The sequence below is a fragment of the Gordonia ajococcus genome (assembly GCF_012974285.1).
Taxonomy (GTDB): Bacteria; Actinomycetota; Actinomycetes; order Mycobacteriales; family Mycobacteriaceae; genus Gordonia; species Gordonia amicalis.
Window position 1 is genome coordinate 3,961,935 of sequence record NZ_CP052884.1, and the last position, 24,265, is coordinate 3,986,199.

At 68.2% G+C, this 24,265-nt stretch carries 12 protein-coding genes and 1 pseudogene; 8 read left to right on the forward strand and 5 right to left on the reverse strand.

What is annotated here, in order from left to right; translation table 11 throughout:
- Nucleotides 1-146 precede the first annotated feature (146 nt).
- The 3 genes from GAA2_RS18110 to GAA2_RS18120 all read left to right on the forward strand — a co-directional run bounded on the left by GAA2_RS18110 (nucleotide 147) and on the right by GAA2_RS18120 (nucleotide 4,567).
- Entirely contained in the window at nucleotides 147-602 is a 456-nt protein-coding gene (locus GAA2_RS18110; RefSeq protein ID WP_159404913.1) for an SRPBCC family protein, read from the forward strand.
- 378 nt (nucleotides 603-980) lie between these two features.
- Nucleotides 981-4,322: a hypothetical protein gene (locus GAA2_RS18115; RefSeq protein ID WP_159404914.1), complete on the forward strand. Its 3,342-nt coding sequence runs from the start codon at nucleotides 981-983 to the stop codon at nucleotides 4,320-4,322.
- 92 nt (nucleotides 4,323-4,414) lie between these two features.
- Entirely contained in the window at nucleotides 4,415-4,567 is a 153-nt protein-coding gene (locus tag GAA2_RS18120) for a hypothetical protein (protein WP_236577613.1), read from the forward strand.
- A gap of 78 nt (nucleotides 4,568-4,645) precedes the next feature.
- Here the strand turns inward: GAA2_RS18120 and GAA2_RS18125 are convergent, their stop codons facing one another.
- Genes GAA2_RS18125 through rplN form a run of 4 tightly spaced genes read right to left on the reverse strand, consistent with a single transcriptional unit; the run spans nucleotide 4,646 to nucleotide 6,125 of the window.
- On the reverse strand, nucleotides 4,646-4,831 hold the full coding sequence (locus GAA2_RS18125) for a type Z 30S ribosomal protein S14 (protein WP_005197641.1): 186 nt from the start codon (nucleotides 4,829-4,831) through the stop codon (nucleotides 4,646-4,648).
- A gap of 1 nt (nucleotide 4,832) precedes the next feature.
- Nucleotides 4,833-5,435, reverse strand: a complete 603-nt coding sequence (rplE, locus tag GAA2_RS18130; RefSeq protein WP_035754990.1) for a 50S ribosomal protein L5 — start codon at nucleotides 5,433-5,435, stop codon at nucleotides 4,833-4,835.
- 1 nt (nucleotide 5,436) lies between these two features.
- Nucleotides 5,437-5,754 (reverse strand): 50S ribosomal protein L24, encoded by a 318-nt coding sequence (rplX, locus tag GAA2_RS18135; RefSeq protein WP_005197643.1) that lies wholly within the window; start codon nucleotides 5,752-5,754, stop codon nucleotides 5,437-5,439.
- Nucleotides 5,755-5,756: 2 nt separating this feature from the next.
- Complete coding sequence (gene rplN, locus GAA2_RS18140) at nucleotides 5,757-6,125, reverse strand: 50S ribosomal protein L14 (RefSeq protein WP_005197644.1); 369 nt, start codon at nucleotides 6,123-6,125, stop codon at nucleotides 5,757-5,759.
- 572 nt (nucleotides 6,126-6,697) lie between these two features.
- On the opposite strand from rplN, the gene GAA2_RS18145 reads away from it, so the two are divergent.
- The 5 genes and pseudogenes from GAA2_RS18145 to GAA2_RS23255 all read left to right on the forward strand — a co-directional run.
- A complete protein-coding gene (locus tag GAA2_RS18145) occupies nucleotides 6,698-20,488 on the forward strand; it encodes an amino acid adenylation domain-containing protein (protein ID WP_191834498.1) in 13,791 nt (4,596 codons plus the stop codon).
- Nucleotides 20,488-20,745, forward strand: coding sequence for an MbtH family protein (locus GAA2_RS18150; RefSeq protein WP_035754988.1), 258 nt, complete (start codon nucleotides 20,488-20,490; stop codon nucleotides 20,743-20,745). Before GAA2_RS18145 ends, GAA2_RS18150 begins: the two co-directional genes overlap by 1 nt.
- On the forward strand, nucleotides 20,723-21,949 hold the full coding sequence (locus tag GAA2_RS18155) for an ATP-binding cassette domain-containing protein (protein WP_035754987.1): 1,227 nt from the start codon (nucleotides 20,723-20,725) through the stop codon (nucleotides 21,947-21,949). Before GAA2_RS18150 ends, GAA2_RS18155 begins: the two co-directional genes overlap by 23 nt.
- A complete protein-coding gene (locus tag GAA2_RS18160) occupies nucleotides 21,939-22,721 on the forward strand; it encodes an ABC transporter permease (protein ID WP_035754986.1) in 783 nt (260 codons plus the stop codon). The genes GAA2_RS18155 and GAA2_RS18160 overlap by 11 nt, the downstream gene beginning before the upstream one ends.
- Nucleotides 22,722-22,768: 47 nt before the next feature.
- Nucleotides 22,769-22,945 (forward strand): annotated as a pseudogene (locus GAA2_RS23255) (RNA polymerase subunit sigma); the annotation flags it as partial.
- Nucleotides 22,946-23,019: 74 nt separating this feature from the next.
- Here GAA2_RS23255 and GAA2_RS18170 read toward each other — a convergent pair.
- On the reverse strand, nucleotides 23,020-24,258 hold the full coding sequence (locus GAA2_RS18170; protein ID WP_159405424.1) for an IS256 family transposase: 1,239 nt from the start codon (nucleotides 24,256-24,258) through the stop codon (nucleotides 23,020-23,022).
- Nucleotides 24,259-24,265: the final 7 nt, after the last annotated feature.

Consider the following 24,265-nt stretch of genomic DNA (forward strand, 5'->3'; position numbering starts at 1 on the left):
CATATCCAATGCCCGCGATCACGCACGACGAGCGGGTGTGGAGCTGTCCCGATTCCCACCATCCTCGCTGCGGTATCCGTCGCGAAAATGCGCGCCATATCCCAACTTTCGCTACGGATTCCGGGGTCACGGGTAACGTCGCGCCCATGCCCGTTGCCTCCGCCTCCGTCGTGATCAAGCAGTCGGTCGAGACCGTCTGGGAGTATTGCCTGGTCCCCGAGCACGTCGCGGCACTCACTCCGGGTGTCGTCGGCATCGTGCCGGTGTCGGACGGGCCCATCCGTGTCGGCACCACGTGGAAGGGCCAGATGAAAGCGCTGGGGCGCACGGTCGGCTGGGTCGGCGAGTTCATCCGCGTCGACCCCGCTGAGGCGACCGAGTTCGCCTCCACGGAGTCGCCCGTCGGGTTCACCATCTCCGCCACCTTCGATGACGCGCTGGACGGAGTCCGACTCACCTACCGTGTCCACAACGATGGTGTCGGCGGCGGAGCCATCGGCCGGGTCGCCGACGCGCTCGCCATCCGTGCTTTTCAGCGCTCGTTGTCGGCCAGCGCCCGAGAGCTGCCGCGCCTCGTCGACAACTGGGCGGCAAGACGCTGATCTCTGTCGCGAGACCATCCGGACGACACGATTCGGGTGTCGTCCGCTCGGACGGTTTTCGTGTCGCACGCCGGAGCGATCGGAGGTCGCATCAACGGTCACGTCGCCGGTCGTCGAACTGAGCCGTGGCCCCGCCGAGCACCGGATGCACTGCACCACAGCACAACCCGGATGGCCCCCGTTCGGGGGACGCCGCGAGCCCGGCGGCGGGTCCATCACACGCGGGACTCCGACCAGGTGAATCGTTCGCGGAACTGTTCGTGACCGCCGCCGCGAACGACTACCGTCAGAGACGTCGGCTGGGTCCGCGGTGGTGATCTGTTCAGCCATCGTCGTTCACAGCGATATGTGCTGCTTCGTATCGAAGGTCTCCCGAAGATGACCATGACCACTGCGCGACCCCGCCGCGTCCGGGTGCTCGCGGTCGCAGCTGCCGTGGGTCTGGCGCTCTGCTTCGGCGGGCAGGCACCCGCGACGGCCGAACCGAGCGACTCCGGCGGCGGCTCGCACAGCGTGGACGCCCCTGGTTCCGGAGGGGACTCGAGCAGCGGTGGCGAGTCGGGCAGTGGTGACTCGGGCGGCAGCGCCTCCGGCGGTAGCGGCGCGGAGGGCGGTGGAGACTCCACCGGCAGCGGTTCGGGCGGCACCAGATCCGGCGGCGACTCCAGCAGCGGCGACTCCGGCGGTGGCTCCGCCGACAGCACACCCGACCCCGGGTCGAGCACGGATTCCGATGCCGGCGATTCCCCAGCGGAACCCTCGAGCTCCCTCTCGGAGAACGACGTCGTCCCGGTGGACCCCACCCCACCATCCGAGACCGAGGGGTCCAGCGCGGGCGAGCCCAGCGCGCCACCTGCCGCCGAGGTGACCGAGCCCGACCCGGAACCCTCCTCCGACCCCGCCCCGAACACCGCAGTCGCGGACGTCGACGTCGACATCCACCGAAATCCGGTGCCGGACCAACCCGACGACGCCGATCGCGACGGCGCCGACGGCACTCCGCCGCCCGGAGCCGAACGCCGGCCCGGGGACTCTCCGCTTGCCGCACGATCGGCCGGGGCCACCGGATCACAGTTCGATCGTCGCGTGTCGCCATCCGGCGACCCGCCTCCGTGGGCCCCCATGCTCAAGACCTCCACCCCGCCGGTCGCCGTGGCCCCGCAGCCGTACAAGACCGGCGCCTTCGGGCTCCTGACGTTCCTGGGGATCCACATCCTCGGAGGAGGAAGCACCGGCGCAGTCAGCCCGGCACCGTGGACCCTCCTGTGGTGGATACGGCGTTTCGGCACCCCCGGCCCGGTCGCCACCGCCGAATCTCCCCTCACCCCCTACACAACCGGCCTGGTGACAACCGGTCCCGACCAGTTCCTCGGCTCGGCCGAGGGGTCGGGATCGAACAGTCCCGTCCCACAGTCCGCGCTCGTCGGCGGTCTCGTCTTCGGTTCCGCGCTCCTCACCAGAAAGCGCATGGCGGCCGCGGTGACGGTCACGTCGAACGACCCTGCGTCGACGATCCCGGTACCACGCCACACTCATGCAAAGACGGTGGCAGCACCCGCTCCCTCCGGCGTCCTGCACGGTTCCTTGCGGTTCACCGATCCGGACGGAAACCCGATCCCGACGACGCTGCACGGCGTGACACGGACGAGCGACCAGACCTTCCTCACCGCGAGCGGCAGCGTGCTCGCCTACGACGCGTCGACCGGCACGTACACCTACACGCCCGGCCTGCCGGCCCGCGTCGCAGCAGCCGCACCGGATGCCCCGGAATCCGCTCGCTTCGACTCCGTGGTGATCACGGCGGCCGACGGCCGGGGCGGTACGACACCGATCACCGTCGCCCTGCCGATCACGAGTCCGTACACCCTCGGGCAGGTGACGGTACCCGGCTGCCAGATCGACGACGTGGTCATCGGCCACGACGACGCCGCGTTCGTGACCACCCGACGCGGCGACGGTTGCACCCAGGTCTCCGTGGTCCGGCCGAAGACCATGACGGTGGCAACGGTCCCCATCGCGGGGTCGCCGGCGGAGCCGAACCGTGGCGTCGTCCTCGGCCCTGACGGCCGCGCCCATCAGCTCACAGAACTCGCGGAGATCGCCGACGAGACCCTCAGGACATCGGTGCGCGTCACTCGAGTGGATCCGTCCGGCGCCGCGTCGACCACCCGACCGATCCTCGGCCAACCCGCAGATCACCTACTGTTCGACGGCGCCGGCGTGGGCTACCTGCTGACCACGTGGTCCGACGACGACGGCCGGGCCTACACGTACCTGACCGCCCTGGACCACGACGGCACCGCCTTTACGTTCCCGCGTATCCCTGGCGCCGGCAGCCGCCTTGTCCTGTCCTCGTCGGGAAAGGTGTTCGTCTCGACGTCGGATGCCGATGAAACCAGTCTCTACGAGGCCGGCCTTGCTGGACTCTCGCCCGTCGGGCCGGTGTTCGACGGCGAGGGCGGCGACATCTGGGCGCGGCGCGGGGACACGCTGTACTTCGTGCGCCATCACGGCGATCACGTCGGCCGGCCGGTCGCCACCCTCGCGATCCGCGACCTCGGGGGTTCGATGACCACCGTCGGAGAGATCCCCGGGCTCGTGTCCTCCGTGGTGCCGACCGATGCCGCCGTGTATGTGGTCTCACGGTCTCCCGAATCGGTTCATGTCACCGCAGTCCGTTCCGAGGGCCAGATCTCGACGGTCGATCTCGCCGGCACCGACGACGGCGGCGCCGTTGCCGGACCCGGCGACCACCTCTTCCTCGCGCTGACGGACCCCTCAACCGGGATGAGCACCGTCGTCGGGATCTCACCGGACGGCGTCGCGCAGATGATCGCAACGGGAATCGGGCCGGCGTCCGTCCAGGCAGACGAGTCCGGCGCGGTCTTGCTGACGGCGACGACCACCACGCCGGCCGGCGAGGACACCACGACGGTCACCGTCATCCGCGGTGACGGCATCGTGGACGACGGGTACGTCGTCCACGGGACCCCGGTCTCGGTCCACTTCGACCGGACCGGCGCCGCGCATATCCCGATGCTCGCCACCGACCCGGTCAGCGGGGCCCCGCTCATCTCCCTCGCGGTGATACGCCCGGACGCCACGACCGTGGTGTCCCCTCCGGTCTTCGGGGAGCCGGCCGGCACCCCGGCGATCGCCCACGACGGCCGGACATATCTGCCGCTGACCCGCTTCTGTCCCCAAACCCGGCGACCGACAACGACTCTGGTCGTTTTCCACACCGACGGTTCGGTCGTCGAGGCCGGGGAGTTCCACGGCCATTCGACGCACGGCCCGGTCATCTCACCCGATGGCGACGTCATCCTTCTCACGCACGACGCCGGTACCACGACGATCCGTCCGATCAGGACGACCGCCCACAACAGTCACAGCGTCGAGAACCCGGCCCCCGCCTTGGTTGTCGAACTCAGACCTACCATCTCGGCCATCAACCCGAAAACGGGCGCCGTGTCGGGTTCGGTGGCCGAGACGACCGGCCAGACCTGCGCTCTCCGTTATCTGACCACCGACTCCCAGGTGATACTCGATTCCGGCAGCGGCACATTCGTTTTCACGCCTACCACGGCGCAGCGCCACTGGACCACAGGGTCGGCCTCACACGATTTCGCCGTTCTGGTCTCCGATGCGTCGGGGTCTTCCACAGTGATCTCGGTGCGCGTCCCGATCATGCCCGCGACCACCCTCGATCCACTCGATTAGACTGCGCGGCAACGACTTCGCCGCACCGAAACGGATGAGCACACATCCACAAGACGCACTCGAATCTGGAGGAGACCTCCCACGGCGTCCGTATGACCTATCACGTCGAGTCCGCCAACGGTTTCGGCGGTGTCTTCGGCAAGATGGCCGACCCGATCGTCATGCGCATCTATCAGCGCTCACTCACCGCGTCGATCGAGAGCGTCCCTGATCTCATCGAGGAGTGGCTGGCCCGGAAAGGTTGACCACAGACACGAAACGGCCCCGATCTCCGCCAGACGGAGATCGGGGCCGTTCGTCAAAGCGTCAGCCTCGGGGAAAAGTCACCAGCTGGACTTCTGCACGCCCGGGAGCTCGCCCGCGTGCGCCATCTCGCGCAGGCAGATTCGGCACAGGCCGAACTTGCGGAACACCGAGTGCGGACGACCGCACTTGTTGCATCGGGTGTAGCCCCGCACGGCGAACTTGGGCTTCTTGTTGGCCTTGTTGACCAGAGCCTTCTTTGCCATGTCAGTTGTCCTTAACGTTGTTGTCCTTGAACGGGAAGCCCAGGGCACGCAGCAGCGCGCGGCCTTCCTCGTCCGTGCGGGCAGACGTCACGACGGTGATGTCCATACCCCGCGGGCGGTCGATGTTGTCGATGTTGATCTCGTGGAACATCGACTGCTCGTTCAGACCGAACGTGTAGTTGCCGTTGCCGTCGAACTGCTGGTCCGACAGACCGCGGAAGTCGCGGATACGCGGGAGTGCGATGGACACGAGGCGGTCCAGGAACTCCCACATGCGGTCGCCGCGCAGGGTCGCGCGGGCGCCGATCGGCATACCCTCACGCAGCTTGAACTGCGCGATGGACTTGCGAGCGCGGCGGATCTCCGGACGCTGACCGGTGATCTTGGCCAGGTCCTCGACAGCGCCGTTGATCAGCTTCGCGTCACGGGCGGCGTCGCCGACGCCCATGTTCACGACGACCTTCACGACGCCGGGGATCAGCATCACATTGGGGTACTCGAACTGCTCGTTCAGCTGGCCCTTGATCTCCTCGCGGTAGCGAGTCTTCAGGCGCGGCTGGATCTTGGTCCCGGCGGAGCCGTTCTCGATTTCGGTAGAGGTCATGTCAGATGTCCTTCCCGCTCTTGCGCGAGATCCGGACCTTCTTGCCGGTCTCTTCGTCGACGCGGTAGCCGACGCGGGTCGGGTTGCCGTCGGAATCGACGACCATCACGTTCGAGACGTGGATCGAGGCTTCCTGGGTCACGATGCCGCCGGAGGAGGCACCGCGCTCGTTGGCCGACGCGGCGGTGTGCTTCTTGATTCGGTTGACGCCCTCGACGAGGACACGCTGGGTCTTCGGGAAGGCCTGGATGACCTTGCCCTTCGCGCCCTTGTCCTTGCCCGAGATGACGATCACGGTGTCACCCTTGTGAACCTTCATGCTCAGATCACCTCCGGTGCCAGCGACACGATCTTCATGAACTTCTTCTCACGCAGCTCGCGGCCGACCGGGCCGAAGATGCGGGTACCGCGGGGGTCGCTCTCACCCTTGAGGATGACGGCGGCGTTCTCGTCGAAGCGGATGTAGCTGCCATCCGGACGACGGCGCTCCTTGGTGGTGCGCACGATGACGGCCTTGACGACCTCACCCTTTTTGACGTTGCCGCCGGGGATGGCGTCCTTGACAGTGGCGACGATGACGTCACCAATGCCGGCGTAGCGCCGCGAGGAACCGCCGAGCACGCGGATGCACAAGATTTCCTTGGCACCGGTGTTGTCGGCGACCCGCAGGCGAGATTCCTGCTGAATCACTCGTTAGTCTCCTTGACCTGGCTTCTTATGTACGGCGGATTTCCGACCCGACGCACACGGTCCGTTGCCACCGAACACACGCCTGCCTGGGGTTTTCCACCAGGCTGTGACACCTGGACGGATCGCCCAGTGGGTTCGTGAGCCGATTCGCGACACAGCCGTGCCGCAGGCAACCCCATAAGTGTAGGGGAACGTGCAGGTGGGAGCCAAATCCGCGCTGCGGACCCCCGTCAGGCGTTTGGCCATCACCCGTACCGGGCAAAACTATTTTCGAACCGGACCCATCTGGCCCGGTGCCCCACACGAAGCACCCATGGGACGAGACCAGCCCGCACTGGCCGATTCAAACCACGAGCGATCAGTACGGCTTCACCATCCGGTGCGCAGGAAGCAGACCTGCGACCGACGGGGCACCCGACGAGTGTGACGAGTTCCGGGGGGATCTGCTTCGACCCGAGCGTGACCACGTTTTCACGCCATCGGGGTCCGACGTCCAGCACGAAACGCGCGACCTGGCCTTCTCACGACTTCGGTTCCCGGCTGCCAGGCGCCCGTCCACAGGGGAGGCATGCGTGACCACTGAAGACACGATCCGGCACACCAGCCGTATCGAGAGCACATCCGACCGCGACCCCGCCATCCCGATGACTGCCGCCCAGCGCGGCATCTTCTATGCCCAGCAGCTCGAACCCGATGTACCGCTGACGATCGACGCGTACATCGAGTTCCGTGGCGACACATCGGGTTCCGACGGCGCTCCGGTCGACATCGATCCCGAGATCCTCCAGCGCGCGACGACGCTGACCGAGCTGGAGACGGAAGCGTCCATGCTGCGGCTGACCCCGACGGATGACGCCGAACCGACCCTGACCATCGACCGGTCGCGCCGATTGGTCCTCGGCACACAGGATTTCAGCGACGCCGCGGACCCGCGTGCAGCCGCACTGGCCTGGATCGACGACCACCGGTCGAAGAGTCCGGACATGTTCTCCGATCCTCTCCTCGACACACACCTGCTCAAAATCGGTTCGGGACATTCGATCTGGTACTGCCGCGGGCATCACATCGGGTACGACGGCTATGCCGCCATGTATCTGATGCTCCGCGTCTCGTCGCACTACACGGCGATTGTCAACAATGCTCCGCCTCCCCTGGCAGACACCGCGACGATGGCCGAGATCGCCGCGATGGACGTCGCCTACCGTGCGTCGGAGAAGTTCCTCGACGATCGGGAGTACTGGTCGCAGCATCTGGCCGATCTGCCCGAATTGGCCACTCTGACCAGGCGTTCCGGTCCGGCGGCACCGTTGTCGACGGTCCGATCGGCAGTGCTCGACGACGACCTGGTCACTCGCATCCGCTCCCTGGCACGGGCCCACCGGGTGCGGCCGGCGTCGGTCATCACCGCTGCCGTCGCCGCCTATGTCGCCCGGTTCACCGACCGTGACGAGGCCGTCCTCAGTCTTCCGGTCGCCGCGCGCGACCGTGACGTCCTGCGTACCTCCGCGGGCCTCGTCTCCAACGTCGTCCCGCTACGCGTCGCCCTCGACCACGACGCCACCGTCGCCGATCTGCTGGCCTCGGTGAACGCGGAGATCAAGAGCGCTGTGCGCCACCAGAAGTACCGACACGAGGACATCGTCGCCGACATCCTGGACGCCGCCGGGGCCCGCCGTGGGTTCTTCGGACCGCTGGTCAACGTGATGCTGTTCTTCCAACACATCGACTTCGGGCCGGTGCACGGCGAACTCAATGTGCTGTCCACCGGACCCATCGAGGACCTGTCGGTCAACGTCTACGACAGTCTCGACGGCGGCATGAGCGTCGACCTGGAGGCCAATCCGAACATCTACTCCGACGACGAGATCGTCACCCATCACCGGCGACTCGTCGAGTTCCTCGAAGCTCTCGTCACCGCCACTTCCGAGACCCCGGTGTCGCATGTCAGCGTGCTGCGCGAGTGTGAAGCCGCGGAGTTGCCCCAGGGCACCACGGGTGCACATGTCGAGCTCGGCGGGCGCACGCTCGTCGACCTGCTGGACGAGGCCGCGGCGGCCCACCCCGAGGCGCCGGTCCTCGTCGCGGCGCACCCACGCGACCCGGCCGAGTCCAGCCCTCTCTCCCACGCCGAGTTCGCGCGACAGACGCGATCACTGGCAGCGGCGCTTCAGGATCGCGGCGTCGGAGCGGAAAGCGTTGTCGCCGTCCAGCTCCGACGCAGCCTCGATCAGGTGCTGGCTCTGCACGCCGTCGTCCGGGCGGGCGCGGCCTTCGTCCCGGTCGACCCGGATGAGCCGGCCGATCGTCTCGAGCACATCCTGGCGGTGGCGGCCCCCGATCTGATCATCGGCGAAGCGAGCCTGGCCGAGCTGCGGGCGAACCCCGACCGGCGAGAGCCGGTGACTGTCGCCGGTCCCGACAACACCGCGTACCTGCTGTTCACGTCCGGCTCCACCGGCAAGCCCAAAGGCGTGGCGATTACCCACCGTGCGATCGTCAACCGGCTCGGATGGATGCAGGCGCGGTATCCCCTCAACGAATCCGACCGTGTTCTGCAGAAGACCCCGGCCACCTTCGACGTGTCGGTCTGGGAGTTCTTCTGGCCGTTCGTCACCGGCGCTGCCCTAGTCGTGCCGTCCGCTGACGGACACCGCGACCCCTGGTATCTCCGCGACGTGATCGACGAACATCGCATCACCACGGCGCATTTCGTCCCGTCGATGCTCACCGCGTTCTCGGCCGCGCTGTCCGCCGACTCCGACACACCCGGCGGTGCGCACCGGCGGGACGAGAGGACTCTTGGCTCGCTGCGCCAGATCTTCACCAGCGGCGAGGCCCTGACACCGGGCACGGTCGGTGCGACGGCGGCACTCACCTCCGCCCCGATCCACAATCTCTACGGCCCCACCGAGGCGGCCATCGACGTGACCCACCACGACGCCTGCCGCGCCGACGTGCCGGTCGTGCCCATCGGCCGACCGGTGTGGAACACCAGCGTCCACGTCCTCGACCACCGGTTGCGCCCGCAGCCGCCCCGAGCGGTCGGCGAGCTGTATCTCGGCGGCGTCCAGCTCGCCCGCGGCTACCGGTCACGGCCCGATCTGACCGCGGCGCGATTCATCGCCTCCCCCGACGGAACCGGCGAACGTCTCTACCGCACCGGCGATCTGGTCCGGATGAACGACGACGGTGAACTGGAGTACCTGGGACGCACCGACTCCCAGGTGAAGATCCGCGGCCAGCGGGTGGAACTCGGCGAGGTCGAGTCGGCGCTGGGCTCCCTGCACGGAGTCGCTGCCGCGGGTGTCCTCGTGCGCGACGATCTCGTGGCCGACGGACCCGTCCTCGTCGGCTACGTCAGCGGCACGGCCGACCTGCACAACCGCGAGCTCCGGACCGAACTGGCATCAGCCCTGCCCGGGCACATGATCCCGACGGTGGTCATGGTGCTCGACGAGCTCCCGACCACCGCGAACGGCAAGCTCGACCGCCGTGCGCTCCCCCGCCCAGAGCTCCGCACCGACCGCGAGTTCGTCGCGCCGGAAACCGCGCTCGACCGGTTCGTCGTGCGCACCGTCGCCGATGTCCTGGGACTGGACCCCGATCCGACGGGGAGCTCACCGATCTCGTTGCGCGACGACTTCTTCGCGATCGGCGGCTCCTCGCTGTCCGCGACCCGGGTGGCGTCCCGTCTGTCGAAGGCGACGGGACGGCGGATCGGTATCCGCACGATCTTCGACGCCGAGGATGTCGGCGGGATCGTCGACGCGCTCACCGAACTGGGTGTCGGAGTCGACGATTCCCCGGGGACCACCTCGGCCCGCGCCGCTTCGGCCCTCCTCGCCGACTCACCGGTGCCACTGTCACCGGCACAGCATCGGTTGTGGCTGGCCACCCGGCTCGACCCGGCCGGCGCGGCGACCTACAACATGCCCTTCACCGTCAGACTCGTCGGCACGCTCGACACCGATGCCCTGCGGGAGGCCCTCACCGACGTCATCGTCCGGCACGAGCCGTTGCGGAGCATCGTCGTCGAACAAGACGGCATAGCCTTCATGTCGCCGCGATCGCCGGACACGGTGACCGTCGACCTGCCGGTCTTGCGGACGGAGGATGTGCGCGATCTCCCCGACCGCGAGTTCGCTTCGCAGACCTTCGATCTGGGCGCCGACCTGCCGATCCGTGCGCGACTCGTCCGTACCTCCGACGACGACCACCGTCTCACCGTGGTGGTCCACCACATCGCCGCGGACGGATGGTCACTGGCACCCCTCGCCGGCGACCTGGCGACGGCCTATCGCGCCCGGCGGGAAGGAAACGAACCCGACTGGGCGGCACTGCCCGTCACCTACTCGCAGGTCAGTGCCGATCGCCATGCCTGGCTGTCCGAGTCTGCCGACGCCACCGCCGAACTCGACTTCTGGCGCGCCACACTCGCGGACGCCCCCGGCGAGACCGATCTGCCGCTCGACCGCCCGCGCACCGGCCGTGGTGACGCATCGGGCGCGTCGGTGACCCACACGGTCTCGACCGACACACACCGCGCCATCCGAGAACTGGCCGCCGCCACCGGTTCCACCGTGTTCATGGTGTTGCACGCCGCCGTGGCCGCCCTGCTGCGGTCGCTGTCCCGATCGTCGGACGTCGTCGTCGGAACTCCCGTCGCCGGCCGGGGGGACGCCGACCTCGACGGCCTCGTCGGCATGTTCGTCAACACGCTGGCACTGCGCACAAAGGTCGACAAGGACGCCGGTTTCGTCGACCTGCTGACGCATGTGCGCGACGTCGACCTGAACGCCTTCGACAACGCCGGCCTGCCCTTCGACCGTCTCGTCACCGAACTGAACCCCGACCGGTCGTCGCATGTCCATCCGTTCTTCCAGGTGTCCCTCGCTCTGGAGGACCGTTCGGCCATCCGCCTCGACTTCGCCGGCCTCGCGGCCACCGCGTCGCGGGTCGACACCGGCCACACCACCTTCGATCTCCAGCTGACCTTCACCGAGGTGCAGGACACCGACGGGGAGCCCGCCGGAATCGGTCTCGAGATCGCTTATGCCACCGCACTGTTCGACCGGTCCACGGTGACCGCACTCACGTCACGGCTCGACCGCCTGCTCCAGGCGGCCACCGCACAGCCGCGCTCGGCGGTCGGCGACCTCCCGGTCCTCGACCTGCACGAGCGACTCGATCTCGTGCCCGCGGTCGGCGAGGGCCGCCGACCCGTAGAACATCTGACTACGCTGCTGTCCACGGCCGCCGCCTCCTCCCCGCATCGGGTCGCCATCACCGACGGCACCCGGTCGCTGACGTATCGGGATCTCGACGCCGCGTCGAACCGGCTCGCGCGACTGCTGATCGAACGGGGCGCCGGGCCCGAACGTCATGTCGCGGTGGCACTCCCCCGTGGCGTGGACTGGATGATCGCCATGTGGGCGGTGACCCGGTCGGGAGCCGCGTGGGTGCCCGTCGACCCGGCCTACCCGCCGGCGCGTATCGCGCACATGCTCACCGACTCCGGTTCCTGCCTCCTCCTGACCGACCGGTCCGCCGACCCGCGGCCGGCACTGGCCGACGAATCCTCAAGCAACCCCGGGCATCTCCCGCAGATTCTCGCTCTCGACGACGGTGAGGTCATCAAGTCGGTGCGCCAGAAGTCCGCCGCCCCGGTGTCGTCCTCGGAACGGCCGGGCCCGCTCGACGTCGACCAGCCCGCCTACCTGATCTACACCTCCGGCACCACCGGCACACCCAAGGGTGTGGTGGTCGGTCATCGAGGTCTCGCGGACTTCGGGGCGCAGCAGGTCACGCAGTACGGGATCACTCCCGACAGCCAGACCATGCACATGGCCTCCCCCAGCTTCGACGCGACCGTGCTCGAGATCCTCATGGCCATCGCGGCCGGTTCGACCATGCACATCATCCCGCCGGGCATCGTCGGCGGCGCCGAACTGGCCGAGCTGATGCGGGAAGGCCATGTCACCCATGCATTCCTGACCCCGTCCGTGCTGACCACCATGTCGCCCGACGACGTCCCCGAACTCGAGGCCCTCGTCATCGGCGGCGAGCATCCGAACCCGGAAGTGGTGCGTACGTGGTCGAGCGGACCGCGGCTGTTCAACGCCTATGGCCCCACCGAGACCACGGTCGTCGCAGCCGTGTCGGCGCCGATCGAACCCGACTACACGACGCTGACCATCGGCCGGCCCATCCGCGGGGTCTCCGCGCTCGTGCTCGACGAACGCCTGCGGCCGGTGGCCCCCGGGGCGATCGGCGAACTGTACATCGCCGGTGAGCATCTCGCCCGCGGGTATCACGGGGTGCGCCCGCTGACCTCGAAACGGTTCATCGCCAACCCGTTCGGTGATCCCGGCGAGCGGATGTACCGCACCGGCGACCTGGTGCGTTGGACGACCGATCACGAACTCGAGTTCCGCGGCCGTGCCGACCATCAGACCAAGATCCGCGGTCACCGCATCGAACTCGGTGAGATCGACGCCGTGCTCGTCTCCGACGCCGCGGTGCGTGCGACGGTCACCACCACCCGTGGCGAGGGCGACCGCGCTCATCTCGTCTCGTATGTGACGATGGCGCACGGAACCTCCGATACGGCATCCGACGTGCGTGAACGGTTGTCGGACCGTCTTCCGCGGCACATGATCCCGTCGGCGATCGTCGAGCTCGACGAGATCCCGACGACTCCGATCGGCAAGGTCGACCTGCGCGCGCTGCCCGCACCGGAGACCCTGCCGGCGAACACCGGCGTCGTGTACGTCGCACCGATCACACCGATCGAGCAGACGGTGGCCGACCTCATCACCGAACGCCTCGACCTCGAACCCGGTACCGTCGGCCGTCACCACGACTTCTTCGACCTCGGCGGGAACTCGCTGCTGGCGACCCAGATCGTCGGCGCGCTGGAGCACCTGACCGGACACCGGATACCGGTACGTGAGGTCTTCGACAACTCGACCGTCGCTGCCATCGCGCGGCTCGTGCCCGGGCGGGAGACCGGCCGGTCGGCCACAGACGAGACGCGTATCCCCCGTCTCGTGCACGACCCCGACGCGCCCGTCGAGCCCGGCCCGGCCCAGCAGCAGCTCTGGTTCCTCAACCAGCTCGCCATCGGCGAGGTCACTGATGGAGATGGCTCGGCGACAGCCGGTTACGCCATCGCGTTCGCGCTCGACCTCCGGGGCCGGCTCGACGTCGACGCGCTCGCCACCGCGATCCGGCGGACCGTCGACCGTCACGTGATGCTGCGAACCGTCTATCCCGATCTCGACGGCAGGCCTGTTCTCGACGTGCGCCCCGCCGACGCGGTCACTCTCGACCTCGCGGTCACCGACACCACCGAGGCGCAGTGGCCGGACCTGGCCCGTGCTCTCGCCGGCCGCCCGTTCGACCTGACCACCGACCTCCCGCTGCGGACCGCGTTGCACCGGATCGACGGCGACACCATGCACCACCGGCTGTCGATCGTCATCCACCACATCGCCGCCGACGGATGGTCGATGATCCCGCTTCACCGCGACATCACCCGCACCTACGCCGAACTCGGTCGCGGCGACGCGACCGAGACCGACCGGCCCGACACCGCGATCGACTACCTCGACTACCTGCGCTGGCAGGCCGAGAACCTCGCCGATCACGGTGAGCTCGCGGAATGGTGGCGACGCGAACTCGACGGGGTCGACGCGGGGCCCATCCTGATCCCCGATGCCCCGGCCGGACAGACGCGACGTGCCGAGGTCGTCGAGGTCGAGTTCGGCGCCGAGATCCGTGGCCGGCTGATGGCCGTGTCCCCGGGTCGCGCAACCGAATTCATGAGTGTGCACGCGCTGTTCGCGGCGCTGCTCCACCGTCTGCACGCCGATCCGGCCACCCATGTCGGCGGCGCGGCCTCCGACATCGTCATCGGCACTCCAGTCGCCGGGCGCAACGACCCCCGTCTCGCCGACGTCGTCGGGATGTTCGTGAACTCGGTGGTCCTGAGGACACCGGTGGACGGTCGCGAGAGCTTCACGGCGCTGCTCGACTCCGTTCGCCACCGTGACCTCGAGGCGCTGTCGCAGTCCGACATGCCGTTCGAGCGGATTGTCTCGATGGTCAATCCGCCTCGTACCGGCCGGCATCCGATCTTCCAGATCGCGCTCGCCTTCGACGCCCAGACGAGCGACGCCTCCACCGGCATCGGGACATCCGGTCCGCTCGACGGCGACTCCGGGATCTCCGACCTCCGCATCGACGCCGACGAGATCGACACCGGTGTGGCCCGTTTCGATCTCGAGCTCCGCATCCGGGACGGGCGTGCGCGGTTCACCTATGCGACCGACGTCCACACCCGCCCTCGCGTCGAGGCCCTGGCCCGGATGTTCGCCGAACTCGCCGACGCCGCGACGGCACATCCCGACGTGCCCATCGACGATCTCCCCTTGACGACGACGGCGATCGCCGCCCGGCAACCGAACACCGAGCCCACGATCACGCCGCGTCACCTCGCCGACATCATCACGGCAACCGCACGCCGGTTTCCCGACCGGGTGGCCGTGGAGGACTCCGATCGCAGTCTGACCTACTCCGAGATCGACGAATTCTCGACGATCTGGGCGCACAACCTGCAGGCCTTCGCGGTGGGCACCGACGACGTCGTCGCCGTCGCACTCGATCGCAGCATCGAGTCGGTGATCGCGACCTGGGCGATCGCCAAGAGCGGGGCCGCGATCCTCCCGGTCGACACCCGATACCCCGCCGACCGGATCGCCCACATGATCGCCGACTCCGGGGCGAGGCTGGGCATCACGACCGCGGACCGGTTCGCGGATGTGCCGCAGGAGATCTGGTGGGCCTCCCCCGGCATGTTGGGTGTCCCGTGGGAGAACCCGACCCCGGATGCCGACTCGCTCACGGGTCCGCGCCACGTCGACTCGCTCGCCTATGTGGTCTACACCTCCGGATCGACCGGAAAACCCAAGGGCGTCAGCGTGACCCACCGTGGCCTGGCCGCATTCGCTGCAGCGCAACGCGATCGCTACCGGGTGGCGCCCGGAGACCGCACGCTGCACTTCGCCTCCCCCGCCTTCGACGCCGCGATGCTCGAGTTCCTCCTGGCGTTCGAGGTCGGCGCGACGATGGTGATCGTCCCGTCGACGATCTACGGCGGCGACGAACTCGTCGACTTCCTCGACGACCACGCGGTCACCCACGCGTTCATCACCCCGGCTGCGCTGGCCACCGCCGCGCCGCATCCACTCCCTGCGCTGCGCACACTCGGTGTCGGAGGCGAGGCCTCCACGCCGGAGCTGGTGGCGCGCTGGGGAGCCGACCGCAGCTACATCAACTCCTACGGCCCGACCGAGACCACGATCGTCGCCGTCATGTCGGAGCCGCTCCGTCCGGGAACGCCGATCACCATCGGCACCCCGGTCGTCGACTGCACCGCACTGGTCCTCGACCATCGCCTGCGCCCGGTGCCCGATCACGTCCCCGGTGAGCTGTACATCAGCGGCCCCGGGGTCGCCCGTGGCTATCTCGACCGGCGCGGCCCGACCGCCGCCCGTTTCGTCGCCCGACCCGACGGTTCCGGCGACCTCATGTACCGCACCGGTGACATCGTCCGGCGCGACGCCGACGGATCGCTGATCTACCACGGCCGCAGCGACAACCAGGTCAAGGTGCGCGGTTTCCGTATCGAACTCGACGAGGTCACCGCCGCGCTCGGAGCAGCCGAGGGTGTCGACTTCGCGACGACGATCGTCCGCGGGCAGGGGGCCGACTCCGTGCTCGTCGGGTACGTCACCCTCACCGACCCGGCCGACGCGCCGGACATCGCAGCCATACTCGACACCGTCCGGCAGCGACTCCCGCGTCACATGGTCCCGTCCGCGATCGTCGTGCTCGACTCGATCCCGTTGACCCGCAACGGAAAACTCGATCATCGCGCTCTCCCCGATCCCGCCACGACAGCACTGTCGTCGACGGGACGGGCTCCGCGTTCTCTCGCCGAGACCACGCTGACGCACATCCTCGCCGACGTTCTCGATCTCCGTCCCGACGAGGTCGGCGCCACTGACGACTTCTTCCTCCTCGGTGGCACGTCGCTGCAGGCGACCACCCTTGTCAGCCGGATCAACCGGGTCCACGTCGGCGAACGGCTCCGGGTCCGCGACGTCTTCGACCATCCGACACCCGAATCGCTGGCGCCGCTGCTCACGCTCCCGGAGGGTTGGAACGTGAGTGCACCGGCCGCGGCCGACGCCGGTTCATCCGAAGACGACGCATCCGAACGCATTCCGGTCCGACCCGAGCGGTTCCCGCTGGCGCCCGCCCAACGTCGACTCCACTCGATGGCCACCGCGAACCCGGAATCCACGGAGTACCTGATGCCCTTCGTGCTGCGTCTTCGCGGAGAACTCGACGTGCCGGCCCTGCGCGGCGCACTCGTCGACATCGTGGCCCGGCACACCAGCCTGCGTACCGTCTTCGAACCCGGCGAGCACGGCCCCATGGGTCGCGTGCTCGACGACCCGGAGGCGGTGATCGGGGACCTCGCCGTGCAGTGGACGACCGACGTCGCCGCCGAGATCGCCCGGCACGCAACCCGGCCGATGGATCTCGCCCGACATGCGCCGATCACCGCAACACTCGTCGCGGACAGCTCGACCACCGGCTCGGAGACCGAGCACGTACTCGTGCTCGTCGTGCATCACATCGCCGCCGACGGTGCGTCGTTGCCGATCCTCGTGGCCGACCTCACCCGTGCCTACGGCGAACGTCGACGCGGCCGTACCGAGAACTGGCCCCCGGCCGACGTCGACTACCGCGACCACGCGGTCGAGAGTGCCGACGCCGAGAGCCTCGCCCACGACCTCCGCTTCTGGGAGGAGACCCTCGCCGATGCCCCGGCGGAGACCACCGTCGCGCCGCTGACGGATGACGCACAGCCATCCGAGTCCGGAGCGGGCTCGGTGAGTCTCGGGCTTCCGGCACACACGCGAGCGGGCCTGGTCGCCTTCGCCCGTGAGCAGTCGACCACGCCGTTCTCGGTGCTGCACACGGCGCTGGCGATCCTGCTGCACCGGCTCGGCCTCGGCACCGATCTGGTCGTCGGCAGCCCGGTCGCGAATCGCATTGGGCACGACGCCGACCACGACTACAGCGGTGTGGTGGGCATGTTCGTCAACGTCGTGCCGCTGCGGACGCGTCTGGCGGCGGCCGACACGGTCGCCGGACTCGTCCGCCGGATTCGCGACGCCGACGTCGACGCACTCGACCACCGCGGCCTGCCGTTCGACGACATCGTCGCGTCGCTGAACCCGCCGCGCACCCCCGGACGGCATCCGCTGTTCCAGGTCGCGCTGTCGGTCCACGACTACACGGCCGGGAACACCGGGGTTCCGGCCGACGGCCTGCCGGCGGCGACCATCGAGATGGATGCCGGACTCCGCGCATCGATCGCCGAATTCGATTCCCCGGAAGCGAAATTCGACCTTCAGTTCACGATCACCGGCATACGCGACGGCGACGCCGCCCTCCAGGTCACCTACGACACCGCTCGATATCGCCGACAGGATGCCGAACTCCTGGCCACGCGCCTGATGCGGGTCGTACGCGGCATGCTGGGTGACCCGGGCCGCCCGATCGGTGACATCCGGATCACCGACCCGCTCGAGATCGCCGAGCGCACACCATCACTCGGACGTCCGGCGCAGATGCCGACGACGCTCGACCGGTTGTTCGCGCAGGCCGTGCAACGCAACCCCGATGGTGTGGCGGCGATGGCGGGCTCGCCGGAGTCACCCGAAACCATCACCTACGCAGAGCTCGACGCCCGTTCGAACCGGTTGGCCCGCGTCCTGCTGGGTCGCGGCGTCGGCGCCGCGGACGCCGAACACGTAGTCGCAATGGCCGTGCAGCGGTCGATCGAGTCCCTCGTGGCGATCTGGGCCATCGTGAAGACCGGCGCGGCCTATGTGCCGATCGACCCCACCTATCCCGCCGACCGGATCGCCCATATGCTCGGCGACAGTGGTGCACGGCTCGTCGTGACGACCGCGGCGGCCGGCGAATCCATCGCCGCCGGGATGGCCGGGGATCCGACACCGCTGCTGGTTCTCGACGACGCGTCGACGATGACCCGGCTGCAGCACTCGTCACCCTCGCCGATCACCGATTCCGAACGCGGCTCGACGATCCGGCCCGATCAGCTCGCCTACATCATCTACACGTCCGGTTCGACCGGACGACCCAAGGGTGTGCTCGTGCCGCATTCCGGGCTGCGTCCGGTACACGACGAACTCGCCCACCGGATGGCCCCGGGTCCGATGTCGCGGGTGCTGCACTTCGCGTCGCCCAGCTTCGATGCGTCGGTCCTGGAAATGCTGCTCGCCCTTGCCGGTTCGGCGCCGTTGGTCATCGTCGGTCCGCAGGTCTACGGCGGTGAGGCCCTCAGCGACGTCATCGACTCTGCGCAGGTCACCCATGCGTTCATCACGCCCGCGGCCGTGGCGAGCATGTCGCCGGCCGCGGTGCCCTCGTTGCGGGCGCTCGCCGTCGGCGGTGAGGACTACGGCGCCGACCTGGTCCGGCGCTGGGCTCCCGGACGCACCCTGATCAACGTGTACGGTCCGACCGAGACCACGATCATCATCACCGGCAGCGAATCCCTCACGCCCAACCGTCAATTGACTATCGGCACGCCGAACAACGGAGTGGGCGCGCTCGTCCTCGACGAGCGTCTCCATCCGGTCCCGGCCGGGGTGGTCGGCGAGCTCTACCTCATGGGACCGCAGATCACGCGTGGTTACCATCGCCGGCCGGGCCTGACCTCGACCCGTTTCGTGCCGGCACCGATGGTCACCGGCCCGCGCTTCGCCGGGCGTCGGATGTACCGCACCGGCGACCTGGTCCGCTGGACCGAGGACGGGCGACTGGTCTATGTGGGCCGCGGCGACACCCAGGTGCAGGTCCGCGGCTTCCGGATCGAGCTCGGCGAGATCGACGACGCCCTGACGACCGAGCCGGATGTCGACTTCGCGGTGACCCTCGTCGACGGGACCGGTGCGGCGGCGACGCTGCGGAGCTACGTCACCGCGACCGACGGAGCCGCCCCGGAACCCGCCGATCTCCGACGCCGCGTGAGTCGCCGGCTCCCCCGGCACATGGTGCCGACCTCGGTGACGCTGCTCGACTCCATCCCGCTGACCCCCACCGGCAAGCTCGACCGCAAGGCGCTGCCCGCACCCACCGATGACGCCACCCGTCGGGCACCAACCCCGGGTGGGGAGACGACGATCGCGCAGGTCTTCGCCGAGGTCCTGGAAGTCGCCCCGGACACGATCGGGGCCGACGACGGCTTCTTCGACCTCGGGGGCAATTCCCTGCTGGCCACCGCCGTCACCGCACGCCTGACCGAACGGACCGGCCGCCAGGTGTCCGCGCAGTCACTGTTCGGCGCGCCGAGCCCGGCGGAACTCGCTGCGGCACTGGGGATCGACGGGGCGGCGCCGACCGATCCGTCGGAACTGTCCGGCACTGCGGGGCTGGACCTGCTCCTGCCGCTGCGTCGGCAACGCGGTGACACCACGGAGAATCCCGGCGAGCCACCTCTGTTCGTCGTCCATCCGGCGATCGGGCTGTCCTGGAGCTTCACCTCGCTCCTGCCCCACCTGCCCGCCGGCCGGGCGTTGTACGGACTGCAACATCCGGCACTGTCCGGGAAGCGCTGCCCACGCTCGATCGGCGACCTCGCCGCGGAATACGTGGCGCAGATCCGGACCGTCTCACCGGAGGGTCCGTACCACCTCGTCGGGTGGTCGCTCGGCGGACTGATCGCGCACGAGATGGCGGTTCAGCTGCGCGAGGCCGGCGACGAGGTCGCCCGGCTCGTCGTGCTCGACAGTTACGTCATCTCCGAGCGGCCGGACCTCGACGCGGAGGCGTCGATCACCGACCTGATGCGCGAGTTCGGTCTCAACATCGACAGCGAAGAGTTCTCCGGCACAGACGAACTCACGGTAGCCGATGCCCACCGCATCATCTCCTCGGTGGGCGGAGCGCTCGGTGGTCTCACGCGGGAGACCCTGGGCACGGTCCACGAGGTGTTCCGCCACGCCTCACCGCTGGCGGAGAGGTGGCGGCCGCGTGTCTACGACGGGGACCTGACCTTCGTCACCGCCACCGTCGACCCCCAGCCCGGCGCGCCCGCCGTCGAGGCCTGGTACTCGAAGGTGACCGGACGGGTCGTCGAGATCGAGTCGCACAGCACGCACGCACGAATGATGTTGCCCGAGCACGTGTCCGACTGGGTACATGCCATTGGTGTATCGCCGGGAGAACCGGCGTCCGCCACACGACAGGAGAAGTGATGACCAATCCCTTCGACGACACCGACGGAGTCTTCCGGGTGCTCGTCAACCACGAGAACCAACACTCGCTGTGGCCGGAGTTCGCACCCGTGCCTGACGGCTGGCGGACCGTCTTCGGCCCGTCCGGTCACGACGAATGCCTCGAGTACGTCGAACAGAACTGGCGAGACATGCGGCCCGCCAGCCTGATCCGGACGATGGAAAGTGCACAGGACAAGGGAAGCGAGGTCACCCGTGGGGCGACACAGTATCGCTGACAACACCCCTGACCGTGGGGCGTCACCGTATGCGCTGGAGCTCCGCGGGCTGCAGAAGACCTTCCGCACCGGATTGTTCGGCCGCGGCCCGCGGGTCCACGCCCTGAACGGCCTGGATCTCTCGGTCCCCACCGGAACCGTGCACGCGCTCCTCGGCCCCAACGGCGCGGGCAAGACGACCACGGTCCGCGCGGTGGCGACGCTGATGACCCCCGACGAGGGCTCGGTCATCGTTGACGGCATCGATGCCATCGCCGATCCCGGCGCGGTCCGGAAGATCGTCGGGGTGTCCGGCCAGTACGCCGCCGTGGACGGGAACCTGACCGGTTTCGAGAATCTGCGCATGGTCGGTCAGTTGTACGGGCAACCACGTGCGGTGGCATCGGAACGTGCCCGCGAACTGATCGCGGAGCTGAACCTCGCGGATGCCGCGGACCGACCGATGCGGACCTACTCGGGCGGGATGCGGCGTCGCCTTGATCTCGCCGGCGCCCTCATCAATCGCCCCTCACTGGTGATCCTCGACGAACCGACGACCGGACTCGACCCGCGCGGCCGACGCCAGATGTGGGAGGTCATCGCCGAGCAGGTCAGCTCGGGCGCGACGGTCCTACTGACGACGCAATACCTCGAGGAGGCCGACGCCCTCGCCGACGAGATCACCGTCATCGACCACGGCACGATCCGGGCCCAGGGAAGCGCAGCGGAGCTGAAGTCCGCCACCGGTGGATCAATACTCACCGTCGAAGTCGTTGTCCCCCATACGGACGACGCGGACGCGCGGGTCTCGGCATCCCTCACCGACATCGGCGTCGGACCGGCAGAACGCCTCGAATCGGGCGCGGACGGTGACATCGGCATCGATTCCGTGCGCTGGTCCGTTCCCGTCGACGACGGCACCCGCAGTGCGGTCGCCGCGGTCCGGGCGCTGTCCACGGCCGGCATCGTGGTCGTCGACGCATCCGTCTCGACACCCACGCTCGACGATGTCTTCCTGACACTCACCGATCGGGGGCATACCGAACCTCCAACTGTCGACCAGATCACCGACGCACCAACAGATTCGTACCTCACGGTCGCCGAACCGGACATAGATGGCAAGGCAGTCGACGGTCTTGCCGGACCTGTCATCGGAACAGACGACACCGACGCGGACGTAACCGACATTCCGCCCAGCCGATCGGAGCGAGCCCGTGTTCACTGACACCGCAGTACTGGTCGAACGAAATCTACTGACCGTCAAACGTATACCGACACTTCTCATCAGCGCGACGATCCAGCCGCTGATGTTCGTCTTCCTCTTCGCCTATGTCTTCGGCGCGACCTTCGGCGGTAGCTCGTACCGCGAGTTCCTGATGGCGGGGATCTTCACGCAGACCGTCGTGTTCAATGCCGCTTTCACCACTGTCGGCCTGGCGAACGACACCTCGGACGGGATCATCGACCGCCTCCGCTCACTGCCGATGACCCGACTGGGCGTCATCAGCGGCCGGGTCACCTCGGACATGCTCCTGGGCGCCGTCGGACTGGCGGTGATGGTCGCCTGCGGACTGGCCATCGGTTGGCGGATCTACGGCAGCGCCGCCGACGCCGCAATCGCCTTCGGCATCATCGGACTCTTCGCCATCGCGATGGCCTGGGTCGGTGCCGTGAGCGGCCTGGCGGCGCCGAATGTCGAAGCGGCACAGAGCATAGGCTTTCTCTGGATGTTCCCGGTGACATTCCTGTCGAGCGCGTTCATCTCCGCGCAGAGCCTCCCCGGACCCCTGCGGACCATCGCGGAATGGAACCCGGTGACCGCCGTCGCGACCGCCTGCCGTCAGCTGTTCGGGAACGAGGCACCACCGATGTTCCCGACCGCGACCGGGTGGGTCGCCGACCATGCCGTGGGGTATGCGGTGGGCTCGTCGTTGGTCATCCTGGCCGTGTGCGTCCCTGTGTCCCTTGCCCTTTACCGAAGGTCAGCAAACCGGTGATCGCGGATCGCCGGAGAACTCCCGGCCATTCCGGTTACGGTGAAGAGGTGACATCGGACGACGGCAGCGCGACCCCCGATGCGGACCACGGACGTGGACACGAATCTCGTTTGTTGCGCGATCTTCTCGAATCGGCTTCCACCGGGGACCGTGCCGCGTTCACGCGTCTGTACGACCTGACGAGTTCGCGCATCTACGGGCTCGCGTTCCGCGTCGTCCGCGACGATAGCGCCCCTTGGGGTGGTGGACTTCGGACCGGCGTGAGCCACGCGTTGTGATCAACGAGTCGTGGTGAATGTTAGGCGATTTGGCGTGTTTCGTCGACTGTTTCGGTGGCTTGATGTTTGGCGGCGATGACTTTGCGAAGTTCGGCCATGCTGATGTCGGAGAGGTAGCGGCGGGTGACTTGCCACTCGTCGTGGGCCTCGATCACGACCGCGGTCGCCAACCGCAGGAACGCGGCGGGGTTGGGGAAGATCTCGACGACATCGGCACGGCGTTTGATCTCCTTGTTGAGCCGTTCGATGGGATTGTTGGACCAGATCTTCTGCCAGTGCGCGTGTGGGAACGCGGTGAACGCGAGCACGTCGGGTTTGGCATCGGCCATCATCGCCGCCACCTTCGGGAACGACGATTCCAGGGTGTCGGCGACCTGGTCCCACTGCGCGGCGACCTCGGCGGGCTCGGTGTGAGCGAAGATGGTCTTGACCGCCGCGGTCACCACGGGTGCCTGTTTTGCTGACACCGCACCGTGCAGGTTCCGCATGAAGTGAACCCGGCATCGCTGCCACGATGAGCCGGTGAACTGTTGGGCCACAGCGGCTTTCAATCCGGCGTGGGCATCGGAGATGACCAGATGCACCCCAGACAGACCCCGCGCTTTGAGGGAGGCGAGGAATTCACGCCAGAACTCGAAGGACTCCGAGTCGCCGACTGCGGTACCCAACACTTCACGGGTGCCGTCGATCGACACTCCCGTCGCCACGACCAACGCTTGCGACACCACGTGGGCACCGACGCGAACCTTGCAGAAAGTGGCATCGGCGAACACGTACGGGAACTCGGTGTGGGTCAGCGAGCGCTCGCGGAACGCGGCCACTTCCTGGTCGAGGCCGGCGCAGATGCGGGAGACTTCGGACTTGGAGATGCCCGAGGACACGCCGAGGGCGTTGACGAGGTCATCGACCGAGCGCGTGGACACGCCGTGGACGTAGGCCTCCATCACCACTGCGTGCAGTGCTTTGTCGATGCGTCTGCGTCGTTCGAGCAGGCTCGGGAAGAACGACCCGGATCGTAGCTTGGGGATCTTGACCTCGACATCACCCGAGGTCGTTGACACGGTCTTGGTGCGGTGGCCGTTACGGTGAGTCGAGCGTTCCGCGGAACGCTCATAGCGGCCGGCACCGATTTTCTCGCTGGCCTCGGCCTCGATCAGGGCTTGTAGGCCCGCTCGGATCAACTCGGCGAACACCGCGCCGGAATCAGCGGCCGTAAGTGCATCGAGCTGGGCGAGCAAGGCAGAATGATCGTGGGTCATCGCGTCG